This window comes from Streptomyces sp. NPDC058773, from assembly GCF_042746015.1.
In the GTDB taxonomy this organism is placed as follows: Bacteria; Actinomycetota; Actinomycetes; order Streptomycetales; family Streptomycetaceae; genus Streptomyces.
On record NZ_JBHYPE010000068.1, the window covers coordinates 16082 to 28550 of the forward strand.

General features: G+C 71.2%; 9 protein-coding genes. 5 read left to right on the forward strand and 4 right to left on the reverse strand.

The window, feature by feature from the left end; translation table 11 throughout:
• Nucleotides 1-217: 217 nt before the first annotated feature.
• The 4 genes from ACFW5B_RS33340 to mtnA all read right to left on the reverse strand — a co-directional run bounded on the left by ACFW5B_RS33340 (nt 218) and on the right by mtnA (nt 6050).
• Complete coding sequence (locus ACFW5B_RS33340; protein ID WP_386448168.1) at nt 218-2101, reverse strand: LpqB family beta-propeller domain-containing protein; 1884 nt, start codon at nt 2099-2101, stop codon at nt 218-220.
• Nucleotides 2091-4112 (reverse strand): MtrAB system histidine kinase MtrB, encoded by a 2022-nt coding sequence (gene mtrB, locus ACFW5B_RS33345; protein ID WP_386448171.1) that lies wholly within the window; start codon nt 4110-4112, stop codon nt 2091-2093. The genes ACFW5B_RS33340 and mtrB overlap by 11 nt, the downstream gene beginning before the upstream one ends.
• Nucleotides 4113-4206: 94 nt before the next feature.
• Nucleotides 4207-4884 carry a two-component system response regulator MtrA gene (gene mtrA / locus ACFW5B_RS33350; RefSeq protein ID WP_006605255.1) on the reverse strand — a complete coding sequence of 226 codons (678 nt, stop codon included), beginning with the start codon at nt 4882-4884 and terminating at the stop codon, nt 4207-4209.
• Complete coding sequence (gene mtnA, locus ACFW5B_RS33355; protein WP_386448175.1) at nt 4881-6050, reverse strand: S-methyl-5-thioribose-1-phosphate isomerase; 1170 nt, start codon at nt 6048-6050, stop codon at nt 4881-4883. The genes mtrA and mtnA overlap by 4 nt, the downstream gene beginning before the upstream one ends.
• Before the next feature lie 152 nt (nt 6051-6202).
• On the opposite strand from mtnA, the gene ACFW5B_RS33360 reads away from it, so the two are divergent.
• Genes ACFW5B_RS33360 through ACFW5B_RS33380 form a run of 5 tightly spaced genes read left to right on the forward strand, consistent with a single transcriptional unit; the run spans nt 6203 to nt 12011 of the window.
• Nucleotides 6203-7822, forward strand: a complete 1620-nt coding sequence (locus tag ACFW5B_RS33360; protein WP_386448177.1) for a hypothetical protein — start codon at nt 6203-6205, stop codon at nt 7820-7822.
• Between the two features lie 4 nt (nt 7823-7826).
• Nucleotides 7827-8519 carry a DUF4129 domain-containing protein gene (locus tag ACFW5B_RS33365; RefSeq protein WP_386448180.1) on the forward strand — a complete coding sequence of 231 codons (693 nt, stop codon included), beginning with the start codon at nt 7827-7829 and terminating at the stop codon, nt 8517-8519.
• Nucleotides 8516-9745 (forward strand): DUF4350 domain-containing protein, encoded by a 1230-nt coding sequence (locus ACFW5B_RS33370; protein WP_386448183.1) that lies wholly within the window; start codon nt 8516-8518, stop codon nt 9743-9745. The genes ACFW5B_RS33365 and ACFW5B_RS33370 overlap by 4 nt, the downstream gene beginning before the upstream one ends.
• A complete protein-coding gene (locus ACFW5B_RS33375) occupies nt 9726-10691 on the forward strand; it encodes an AAA family ATPase (protein ID WP_386448186.1) in 966 nt (321 codons plus the stop codon). The genes ACFW5B_RS33370 and ACFW5B_RS33375 overlap by 20 nt, the downstream gene beginning before the upstream one ends.
• A 9-nt stretch (nt 10692-10700) precedes the next feature.
• Nucleotides 10701-12011 (forward strand): DUF58 domain-containing protein, encoded by a 1311-nt coding sequence (locus ACFW5B_RS33380; protein ID WP_386448188.1) that lies wholly within the window; start codon nt 10701-10703, stop codon nt 12009-12011.
• Nucleotides 12012-12469: the final 458 nt, after the last annotated feature.

Consider the following 12469-nt stretch of genomic DNA (forward strand, 5'->3'; position numbering starts at 1 on the left):
CCACTGTCCCGCCGTTCCCGCCCGGCCACCACCCCTGTGGATAACCCGCGGAGGCGGCCGACGAATCAGTCTCACGGGACAGCGCCGCAGGTCGTCGCCACAGCACCGCAGGCCCGGACGGCACGGCACACGCCGTACGGGTCGTGCCGTCGTCCGGCATCGCGGCCGGCCGACCGCGCGGCGCGTCACAGGCGACGGGCCGGGACAGAGCAACGCCTCACCCGGGATAGACCGGCGCCGTTCCTTCCTTCGCCACGGTCTTCCAGTTCGCGTCCAGCGGCAGCCGCACGATGCCCTCCGCGGCGTCCGCGATCAGCGGCCGGGTCTCGTCCTCCGTCGCGGCCACCGCCTTGACGCCGTTGACACCGGGCAGCGTCTGCGCGTTGGACGCCGAACCGTCGGTCTCCATGAACTGCATCTGCTGCACCCCGCCGGACTCCCGTCCGACCACCACGAGCCGGCTGCCGCCCGCCCAGGACGCCGCCACCACGTCTTCCAACTGCGGCGCGATCGGCCGCAGTTCCTGCACCGAAAGCTTCGGGTGCGCCGAACTCCCGCCGCGTTCGACCCGGCCGAGCTGGAGCGTCGTACGCCCCTTGTCCTCCACCAGGATCGCGATCCGGATGCCGTCCGCGGCCACCTTGATCGCCTTGATCCGGCGCCCGCCGAGGCCGGGCACCGCCACCTCTTCGGGGTCGCCCTTGCCCTCACGCATCCGCAGCAGCCGCGAACCGTGCGCGGCGCCGTCCGCTATCCACAGGTCGCCCAGGCCGTCCCAACTGGGCGCGGTCAGCCCGCTGTCGGCACCCTTCGCGGGGCCGGTGCTGGTCAGCAGCGGCTCACCGCGTTTGATGTCGTCCTCCAGGCCGGCCACATACAGCGACCGGCCGTCGTTCGACACCCCGGCCGCGGTGTCCTCACCGCGCGAGATGGCCACCGAACGCAGCGGGGTGTGGCCGGTTCCGAACGGCCCGCGCACCGGCGTCGGTTCGGTCGCGGAGTCCGACATCGCCACGACCTTGTGGTCGGCGTCGATGAAGTACTCCTTGGGGGCGGGCCTGGTGCCCGGCGACGGGGCGAAGTCGCTCTCGGCCTGCTCCTGGGACAGCGAACACAGCGAATTGCCGCTGCTGTCCTGGAGTTCCACCTCGCTGACCTTCGAAGCCCGCGTCATGTCCTGAACGGTGAAGAAGAGCTGAGCCGCCATCCGCTTGCACTGGGTGGTGTCCGTACTCACCGCCTGTTTGCTGAGTTTGACCCGCAACGCGTTGGAGTCGTCCAGCGCCAGATCACTCGCGGCGAGCCGGGTGCCGGACGGGAACGCCGAAGTCGTCACCTGATTCAGCCAGTCGGTGGGGCCGGACAGCAGCGCCTCCACACTGGCCGTGATCGGCTTTATCCGCTGCCGCAGATAGACCGGGTCCGCGACGAGCGCGTTCCGGTTCACCTTCGGCTCCTGAGACTCCGACTTGTAGGACGCGAAGTAGTACTTGTTGACGGAGCGGTAGATCCGCTGGAAGTCGGACAGCCCCAGCACCAGCCCGTCGGGCAGCCGGTCGATACGCCACTGTCCGCCCTCCTTGATGAGGTGGATCGTCCGGCGGTACGGCTTCTCCTCCGGGGTGTAGGCGTGGTGGTCGTCCACCGCCGCCACCTGGCTGCCGGAGAGCGTGACGGTGTAGCCGTTGCCGTCCTCGCGGTTGGGCTGCGCCTTCGGCTCGGCCTTCGGACGCTCCTGGAGCACATTGGTGATCCGGAACGGCCGCCAGCTCCGCTTCGCCGACTTGGCCAGATACTGGGTGGCCGTACGGAAATCCGCTTCGTCACTGGTCGTCGCGTCGAGGAAGCTGCGCACGATGTTGGTGGGCTGCGCACCGTCCTGCGGGGGCACGCCGTAGACCCGCACCTGCGACTCGCCTTCGGAGCGCGGCGACTGGTCGACCGAGGTGACGTCGCCGCTGTCCGGCATCGACGCACAGCCCGCCAGCAGCACAGCTGAGCAGCCGAACAGCAGCATCCGCCGCGCCGGCCCGGCTCCCCTGCGGGCGGGCGGACGGGAGCCGGTCCGCTCCCCGCGCTCGTCTCCGCGCTCAGTGTCCACGCAGCCCGCCTTCCCGCTCCACGCCCTGTCCGGCTTCCTCCTCGGCCCCGCTTGCGCGGAGCGGCTCGTCGCCGTACGCGCCGTCGCCGCGCTCCGCCGCTTCGCTCCGTACGTCCCCGGTCTGCGGCACCACCCGGGCCCCGCTGCCGGGCAGCGCCGCCGGGTCGACCTCCGGGCGGGCCGCCGTCGGCTCGGGTACGGGGGACGCCGCGTCACCGGCCTGCGCGGCACGCGTCTGCACCGGGATCGTGGACGCCTTGCGGCCCGATCCGGCACGCGGCTGCCCCGTCTCGTCCAGCCCGCGGTGGCGCCGCGAGTCGTCCGGCTCCAGGGGTATCGGGGACCCGCGCAGCGTCTCACCGGCCGTGCTCGGCAGCGTCAGCCGGAACTGCGAGCCGCCGCCCGGCTCGCCCCAGGCCTGCAGCCAGCCGCCGTGCAGCCGGGCGTCCTCGACGGCGATGGACAGGCCGAGTCCGGTACCGCCGGTCGTACGGGCCCGGGCCGGGTCCGCGCGCCAGAAACGGTTGAAGACCCGGGTGGCCTCCCCGGGCTTGAGGCCGACACCGTAGTCACGCACCGCGACGGCCACCGCGCCGCCGCTCCCGCCGCCCGCGGACGCCAGCCGGACGACCACATCGCGGCCCTCGCCGTGCTCGACGGCGTTGACAACCAGGTTGCGCAGCACGCGCTCCACCCGGCGGGGGTCGGCCTCGGCGACGACGGGCTGCTCGGCGCCGCGGATCAGGAGGCGGGTGCCCTTGGCCTCGGCGAGCGGTTCGGCGCCCTCGATGACGCGGTGCACCACGTCGCGCAGATCGATCGGCTCGGCCTCCAGCGCGGCCGCGCCGGCGTCGAACCGGCTGATCTCCAGCAGCTCCGCGAGCAGCGACTCGAAGCGGTCGAGCTGGCCGCGCAGCAACTCGGCGGAGCGTGCCGTGGCGGGGTCGAACTCGTCCCGTGCGTCATGGATGACATCGGCCGCCATCCGTACGGTCGTCAGCGGCGTCCGCAGTTCGTGCGAGACGTCCGAGACGAAACGGCGCTGCATCCGGGACAGCTCCTCCAGCTGCTGGATCTTGACCTGGAGGTTCTGCGCCATCTTGTTGAAGGACTCACCGAGCCGGGCGATGTCGTCCTCGCCGGTGACCTTCATCCGCTCCTGGAGCAGCCCGGCGGCCAGCCGCTCGGAGATCCCCGCGGCCATCCGTACGGGCGTGACGACCTGCCGCACCACCAGCCAGGCGATCGCGCCGAGCAGGATCACGACGAACACCCCGGCGGTCGCCAGGGTCCCCGTCACCAGCTTGAGCGACTCCTCTTCCTGGCTGAACGGGAAGAGGTAGTAGAGCTGGTACTGGTTGCTGTTCACATCGTTGAGCCGCTTGCCGATGATGAGCGCCGACACCCCGTCATCCGACCCGATGCGCTTGATCTGGGTGTACTGGCGGAAGGTGCCGGATTTGGTGTCCAGCTTCCGCCGCAGATCGGCCGGCACGCTCCGCTCGGGGTCGACATCGCCCGAGGCGCGCGGCCCACGGGTGCCGGGGCTGGAGTCGCCGAACGGTTCATCGGAGTCGGAGCTGAGCGCCACGACGGAGAAGACGCCCTGGCCACCGCTGGCGAGCTGTTCGACCAGGCCGGTCAGCCAGGTCGCGGAGTCCTGGGTACCGCGGTTGCCGGTACGGGCCCCTTCGTCGGGGCGGGTGTCGTCGGCGCCGTCCGCCATCTTCTGGGCGACGCTGAAGCCGCCCACCGCCTGGCTCTGCGCGGCCTGGGCCTTGGCCGTGAGCAGGCCGTTACGGACCTGCCCGACGACCACGACACCGAGCAGCAGCACCACGGCGAGCGACATCAGCAGGGTGGTCGCCACCACGCGCAGCTGGATATTGCGCCGCCACAGCCGCAGGGCGGGCAGCAGCGGCCGGCGCACCCAGCGGCTGAAGAGCCGCAGCAGCGGGTGGACCGGTCCGCTCACCGCGCCGTCGGGCAGCAGTTGCCCACCACGCAGCAACCAAGCAGACAACCTGCCTGAAAAGGACATATCGCCTGCCGGGCCGACGGTGCGCCCCCGCTTTCCCTCCGGGGCCGAACCGTCCCGGATCATCTCAGCTGGGCCCGGCCTTGTAGCCGACCCCGCGCACGGTCACCACGATCTCCGGCCGCTCCGGGTCCCGCTCGACCTTGGAGCGCAGCCGCTGCACATGGACATTGACCAGCCGGGTGTCGGCGGCGTGCCGATAGCCCCAGACCTGCTCGAGCAGCACCTCACGCGTGAACACCTGCCACGGCTTGCGCGCCAGCGCCACCAGCAGATCGAACTCCAGCGGGGTCAGTGCGATCGACTGCCCGTCCCGCTTCACCGAGTGGCCCGCCACGTCGATGACCAGGTCACCGATAGCAAGCTGCTCGGGCGTGGGCTCCTCCGAACGCCGCAGCCTGGCCCGGATCCGGGCCACCAGCTCCTTGGGCTTGAACGGCTTGACGATGTAGTCATCCGCACCCGACTCGAGCCCGACCACCACATCCACCGTGTCGCTCTTGGCGGTCAGCATGACGATCGGCACCCCGGACTCGGCCCGGATCAGCCGGCACACCTCGATACCGTCCCGTCCGGGCAGCATCAGGTCGAGCAGCACAAGATCGGGCTTTGTCTCACGGAAGGCCGCAAGGGCCTTGTCACCGTCCGACACGAACGACGGCTCAAAACCTTCGCCGCGCAGCACGATGCCGAGCATCTCCGCCAGTGCGGTGTCGTCGTCGACGACCAGGACGCGTCCCTTCATTCGGCCATCATCCCATTACCTGATCGTGACTTACTCCATCGTGATGTGGAACACACCTCTGCCAGCCCCTCCCGGGTCACCGGAGACACCACACCGGCCTCCGTGACGATCGCCGTCACCAACTCCGCCGGAGTGACGTCGAAGGCCGGGTTGTAGGCCTGTGCGCCCAGTGGCGCCACCGGTATGCCGCCGCCGATCTCCGTCCCGGGCCCCTTCAGGAACGGCAACGAGAACTCCGTCACTTCCTGGCCCGGACGCTGCTCCACCTCGATGTCCGCCCCCTCCTCGGTCTCCAGATCCACCGTGCTGGTCGGTGCCACCACCACGAACGGAACGTGGTGATACCGCGCCAGCACCGCCAGCGGATAGCTCCCGACCTTGTTCGCCACCGATCCGTCCGCCGCGATCCGGTCCGCGCCGATCAGCACCGCGTCCACCTCGCCCGCGGCGAACAGCGACCCTGCCGCGCCGTCCGAGAGCACCGTGTACGCCATACCCGCCCGTGCCGCCTCGTAGGCGGTCAGTCGCGCGCCCTGGAGCAGCGGCCGCGTCTCGTCGACCCACAGCCGGCGCAGCTCACCGGCCCGGTGTGCCGCAAGCGCCACCGCCAGGGCGGTGCCCTCGCCCCCGGACACCAGGGCACCGGTATTGCAGTGCGTGAGAATCCGGTGGCCGCCACCCGGCAGCAGCTCGCCCAGCAGCGCCAGGCCGTGCTCCGCCATCCGCGCGCTGGCCTCGATGTCCTCGTCATGCACGGCCCGCGCCTCGGCCAGCGCCGCGGCGGCTGCCGCCTGAGCGCCGCCCTCGTCCAGTGCCGTGCGGTACGCGGCGGCCGCCCGCCGCACGCCGTACCCCAGATTGACCGCGGTCGGCCGGGCCTGCGCCAGCGCCTCCCCCGCCTCCACCACGTCAAAGCCACGTGCCGCGGCCAGCGCCACGCCATACGCACCCGCGATACCCAGCAGCGGCGCCCCGCGCACGGCCAGCGTCCGGATCGCCTGCACCAGCGCCGGAACGTCCGTACAGACCAGCTCGACCTCCTCCGCCGGCAGCCGCGTCTGATCGAGGAGGACCACGACGGGCCCCTCGGGCGGCTCCTCCCAGCGCAGCGACGGAATCGCGAGCGCCCCGGCGCCCGCCTCGGATACCTCGTACTGATCGCCCATTCGCTCAGTCTGCCGCCGACCACCCCTCGAACTGAAGGTTCACTCGTACTCCGGGCACCGGTACACGACGCCGGTGGCCATGACACGATGACTGCCACCGCGGACCCCGGACGCCGGCTGCTCCGGCGGACGGGCACCAAGAAGGAGCGACGATGAACAACTCTCCGGGCTGGGCCTCGCCCGGATCCACGCCCTCCGACGAGCCTGCCCGCGGCACTCAGGAGCAGCCCGCCCAGACAGACCCGACCGACGCGGCGGGGCAGTCGTCCCCACCGAACTGGTCCAAGGAACAGCCTCCTGCCGGCCAGTGGTCGGCCCCCGCCGGTATCCCCGGTCAGAGCGGCCCGCACGGCCGGCCCGGCTGGGGTGCGGCCGGCGACCGCACCCGTGCCTCGTCGCCCGGCCACGGCGGGCCCGGCTGGGGCAGCGCCCCGGGCCCCGGACATCAGCCCCCGTGGGGCGGCGGCTGGGCCTCGACGCCACAGGCCGCCAAGCCCGGCGTCATCCCGCTGCGTCCGCTCGCCATCGGCGAGATACTCGACGGCGCGGTGGCCACCATGCGCGCCCACTGGCGCACCGTCCTCGGCATCTCGCTGATCGTCGCGGTGGTCGCGCAGACCGCTGTCACCGTGGTCACCGGCGTGTGGTTCCAGGGCGCCGGCGGCAAGGCCTCCCCTGCGGGCGGCAACCTCCCGCCGCTCCGCGAAACCATGCGCGAGCTGGCCAATTCGCTCGCCGCCACCGCCATCACCTCGGCGATCGGGCTGCTCGCCACCCTCATCGCCACGGGGCTGCTCACCATGGTCGTGAGCCGGGCCGTCCTGGGCCGCCCGGTGACCGCAGGGGACGCCTGGCGTGACGCCCGTCCCCAGCTCCCGCGCCTGCTCGGCCTGCTCGTTCTGCTCCCTCTGCTCATCACCAGCATCATCACGGCCGGTGTGGCGCCGGGCGTCATCCTCGTCGCCACGGGCTCGCCGAGGGCGGGCCTGATCCTCGCGGTGTTCGGCGGGCTGGCCGCCACCCTCGTGACCATCTGGCTGTGGGTCCGCTACAGCCTCGCCTCCCCCGCGCTGATGCTGGAGAAGCAGGGCGTCATCACCGCGATGCGCCGGTCCGCGAAGCTCGTACGGGGTGCCTGGTGGCGAGTGCTGGGCGCACAGCTCCTCACCTACCTCCTGATCGGCATCGTCGAGTTCATCATCCAGATCCCGGCCACCCTCGTCGCCTTCCTCATCGGTGGCGAGAGCCTCATGGACTGGGCGAACGGCACCAGCAACGGCACCGGCTGGTCGTTCCTGATCGTGCTGGGCGTCGGGGCCGTCATCAGCTCCACCATCACCTTCCCGATCAGCGCCAGCGTCACCGCGCTCCTGTACATGGACCAGCGCATCCGCCGCGAGGCACTCGACCTCGAACTCGCCCGCGCCGCAGGCCTCCCCGGCTACGGCGCAGACGCCCCCGCCCCGCACCCGGCACACCCCGCCCCCGCCGCCACGGGCCCGACCGCGGGCTACGCATCCGCAGCGGCCGCGCCGACCGCCACGGATGGCTTCAAGACAGACCTTTCCAAAGCAGGCAGCAACTCCGGGGCCAGTGCTCCCGAAGCGAGCGAGCCCACGGCAGACGGCCCCGAGACGAGTGACCCCCGCGCGAAAACCGGCGAGACGGCCACCGCGCCCACAACCGCCCCGGATGCTCCGGCTACTCCGGCCAAGACCACCCCGGCCGACGGCACCGGGCAGCAGCCCGACGACACCGCTCCGGGAAGCTGACGCGGTGACCACAGGGGGGAACGGGGCCACGCTCGGGCGACTCCTGGCGCGCCCCGACGACGACATACCGGTGCGGACTCCACGCGTCCCCGCCCGGGAGGCCGCCGAGCGCGAGCTGTCCGATCCTCGGTACCACCAGCACGACCCCAACCCGATCCAGCGTGCCCTCGACTGGTTCTGGGAGCGCGTCAACGATCTCTTCAACGCGGCCGCCCACACCACGCCGGGCGGCTGGATCGGGCTGCTCGCCATCGCCGCATTCGTGCTGCTGCTCGTGGTCGCCCTCCGGCTGCGACTTGGAGCGGTGCGCCGCACTCCGACGACGGACGGCGCGCTCTTCTCCGACGCCCCGCGCACCGCCGCCGAACACCGAGCGAACGCCGACCGGCACGCCGCCGAGGGCCACTGGAACCAGGCGATCCAGGACCGCATGCGCGCCATCGTCCTCTCCCTCGAAGAGCGCGCGCTGCTCACCCCCGGACCGGGCCGCACCGCGGACGAGGCCGCGACCGAAGCGGGTGGGGCACTCCCCGCGTACGCCGGCCGACTGCGCACTGCGGCACGCACTTTTGACGACGTCACATATGGCGGCCGCCCCGGTACGGAGCAGGCATACGCCCTCCTGACCGGGCTCGACACCGACCTCCAACACGCCAAGCCCGACCTGGCCACGACCCCGACCAGGAGCCGCGGATGACCACGGCCGCCCCTGACACCCCCGCGCTCCCTCCCACCGTGCGCAGTCTGTGGACCCGGTCCCGCGGACCGCTGCTCGCACTCCTTCTGCTCGTCATCAGCGGTGTGGTGATCGCGGCCCTCCAGTCCGGCGAACAGCACGGCCGGCTCGACCCACGGTCCGCCGACCGCACCGGCAGCCGGGCTCTCGCCCAACTCCTGGCGTCTCACGATGTCTCCACCCGGGTCGTGACCACCTCCGAGGAAGCCGCCGCAGCGGCCGGCCCCGGCACGACGCTCCTCGTGACCGATCCCAACATGCTGACGCACGATCAGCTGACGGGCCTGCACACCGCAACCGCCCATACCCCCGGCCGCACCATCCTCCTCGCACCCGACTCCTCGTCTCTCGAAACCTTCGCGCCAGGCGTCCGGACGGACTCCCCCGCCACCGTCTCGGCCCGCCGACCCGCCTGCTCCCTGCCGGAGGCCCGTCGCGCGGGTAACGCCCTCCTGGGCGGACTGAGTTACACCACGGCCGTCAGCGGCACCGACCGCTGCTACCTCAGCGGCGACCGACCCACCCTGCTCCGCCTGCCGGCCCCCCGCACCGGGCGCGACACCGTGCTCCTCGGCTCCCCCGACTTCCTCTACAACCACCGTCTCGCCGAGCACGGCAACGCCTCGCTCGCCCTTCAACTCCTCGGTACGCACAAGCATCTGGTCTGGTACCTCCCCTCCATGAGCGACCCGTCCTCCGCTCAGGACAACCAGCCCGGTTTTTTCTCTCTCATCCCGTCCGGCTGGTACTGGGCTCTGCTCCAACTCACCTTTGCCGCCGCCATCGCGGCCGTGTGGCGCGCCCGCCGCCTCGGCCCGCTGGTGCCGGAAAGACTCCCGGTCACGGTCCCGGCGTCCGAGACCACCGAGGGCCATGCCCGCCTCTATGAGCAGGCCAATGCCCGCGACCGAGCTTCCTCTGTACTGCGCTCCGCGACCCGCACACGACTCGCCCCCCTCATCGGCGTCTCCCCGACCCACGCCCACACCCCCGACATCCTTCTCCCGGCCATTCACGCCCACCTGACCACCGCGCCCGGTGCCGAAGCGGACCTTCACCCCCTGCTCTTCGGCCCGGCCCCCGCGGACGACAAGGCCCTGGTCCACCTGGCCGACCAACTCGACTCACTCGAATCCTCGATCGTTTCCCAAGAGAGGCACGCCCCCCGTGAGCACCCCGACCGCTGACAGCGCCCGAGCCTCTCTGGAGGCCCTGCGCACCGAGATAGCCAAAGCCGTTGTAGGCCAGGACCCCGCCGTCACCGGCTTGGTCGTCGCACTCCTCTGCCGCGGTCACGTGCTCCTCGAAGGCTCACCCGGCGTCGCCAAAACCCTGCTCGTCCGCGCCCTGTCAACCGCTCTCGAACTCGACACCAAACGCGTCCAGTTCACCCCCGACCTGATGCCGAGCGATGTCACCGGCTCGCTGGTCTACGACGCCCGCAGCTCGGAGTTCTCCTTCCAGCCGGGCCCCGTCTTCACCAACCTCCTGCTCGCCGACGAGATCAACCGCACGCCTCCGAAAACCCAGGCATCCCTGCTCGAAGCCATGGAAGAGCGCCAGGTGACCGTCGACGGGACGGCCCGTCCCCTCCCCGAGCCGTTCCTGGTGGCCGCCACTCAGAACCCCGTGGAATACGAGGGCACATACCCGCTCCCCGAAGCCCAACTCGACCGGTTCCTGCTCAAGCTGACCGTGCCGCTACCCGCCCGGCACGACGAGATCGACATCCTCACCCGGCATGCAGCCGGCTTCAGCCCCCGCGACCTCGGCGCCGCAGGACTGCGCCCTGTCGCCTCCACCGCTGACCTCGACGCTGCGCGAACCGCGGTCGCCAAGACCGCTGTCTCCCCCGAAGTCACCGGCTATATCGTCGATATCTGCCGTGCCACTCGCGAGTCCCCCTCGCTTTCCTTCGGCGTCTCCCCCCGAGGCGCCACGGCCCTGCTCTCCACATCACGAGCGTGGGCCTGGCTCACCGGCCGCGACTATGTCACCCCCGATGACGTCAAGGCGCTCGCTCTTCCCACACTCCGACATCGCGTCCAGCTCCGCCCCGAAGCGGAGATGGAAGGAGTCACCGCGGACTCCGTGATCAACGCCGTACTCGCTCATCTCCCCGTCCCCCGCTGAGACGACACCGTGGCCCTCACCGGACGCACCGCCCTCATCTCCGCATGCGGAGCCCTCTTCGTCGGCTTCGTGCTGCCCAGCTGGCTCGGCATCCTCGCCGTCCAACTCGTCCTGCTGATAGCAATCTTGTGCGATCTCGCGCTCGCCGCGCCAGTGCGAAAGCTCCATTTCACCCGAACCGGTGACACAACTGTTCGACTAACAGGCGAAGCTCACACCCACCTCACCGTCACCAATCCGAGCCGCCGCACGCTGCGCGCCCGGATCCGTGACGCCTGGCCGCCGAGCTCCTTCCGCCCCGGTTCGGACCTCCCCGCGTCCCGCCACACCGTGCGCATCCCCGCCGCCGAACGCCGCCGCCTGACCACCACGCTCCACCCCACCCGCCGCGGTGACCACCAGGCGGTCCGCGTCACCGTCCGCTCCTATGGCCCGCTCGGCCTGGCAGCTCGGCAAGGCAGTCATCACGTCCCCTGGACGCTGCGTGTCCTTCCGCCCTTCACCAGCCGCAAACACCTCCCCGCCAAGCTCGCCCGTCTCCGCGAACTCGACGGCCGCACCAGCATCCTGACGCGCGGTGAGGGCACCGAGTTCGACAGCCTCCGCGACTACACCACCGGCGACGACACCCGCTCCATCGACTGGCGCGCCACCGCCCGCCGGCAGAACCTCGCGGTCCGCACCTGGCGCCCCGAACGCGACCGCCGCATCCTGCTCGTCCTGGAGACCGGCCGTACCTCGGCGGGCCGCGTCGGCGACATTCCCCGACTCGACGCCTCCATGGACGCCGCCCTCCTGCTAGGCGCCCTCGCCGCCCGCGCCGGCGACCGCGTGGATCTGCTCGCCTACGACCGCCGCGTACGCGCTTCGGTCGCGGGCCGCACGGCCCGCGACGTCCTCCCGGCCTTGACCGAGGCCTTGGCGCCCCTCGAATCCGAACTGGTCGAGGCGGATGCCCGTGGCCTGGCCGCCACAATCCGCCGCCACACCCCGCGCCGGTCCCTCATCGTGCTCTTCACCGGCCTCGACGCGGCCCCCGTGGAGGAAGCCCTCCTGCCCGTCCTTCCTGGCCTCACCCAACGCAACGAACTGATCGTCGCGGCCGTGGCCGACCCCCGCATCGAGGAAATGGCCGCCGGCCGCCACACGCCCCAGGCCGTCTACGCCGCCGCCGCCGCGGAACAGACCCGCGCCGCCCGCCGCCGCACCGCAGACCGCCTCCGCCACCACGGCATCACCGTCATCGACTCCACCCCCGCCCAGCTGGGCCCCGACCTGGCCGACGCCTACCTCACCTTGAAGTCCACCGGTCGCCTGTAGGCCCGCCTACTTCGCCTCTCCCCCATCCGCCCAGACAGGGATCTGGACGGCCTCTGCCGAACACGTGGCTCGTTGTGAGCGGAAAGGGAATGCCCACACGCGGCTGCTCGGGCGACGGAGAGACCGCGACGCCAGTACTGACACGCGGGCGAACAACGCCTCCCTCAATGCATCGTGCGTCGTACAGACACTCAGACACCGGGAAAGGGCCTCGGCAGATGGGCATCGGGCCGCCGGGACAAGGTCTGAGAAAGACTGCCTCCCAACACCCAACAGCCCTTACCAGTGCCAGGAATCCAACAAGCAAGCTCCGCTCATGAATCGCCATGCTCCATCGATCCGAAAGCCGGAATTCTCATCCATCCCGGAACGCAAAAAAGCTCCGGTCCCTGAACCAGAAGGTTCAGGGACCGGAGCATAAAATTTGTTCGGCGGCGTCCTACTCTCCCACAGGGTCC

What these genes read in the sequence shown, in the direction of transcription:
- mtrA (WP_006605255.1), bottom strand. Translation starts at nt 4,884, where the DNA reads ATGAAGGGACGCGTCCTGGTCGTCGACGACGACACCGCACTGGCGGAG.
- mtnA (WP_386448175.1), bottom strand. Translation starts at nt 6,050, where the DNA reads ATGGGCGATCAGTACGAGGTATCCGAGGCGGGCGCCGGGGCGCTCGCG.
- ACFW5B_RS33360 (WP_386448177.1), top strand. Translation starts at nt 6,203, where the DNA reads ATGAACAACTCTCCGGGCTGGGCCTCGCCCGGATCCACGCCCTCCGAC.
- ACFW5B_RS33370 (WP_386448183.1), top strand. Translation starts at nt 8,516, where the DNA reads ATGACCACGGCCGCCCCTGACACCCCCGCGCTCCCTCCCACCGTGCGC.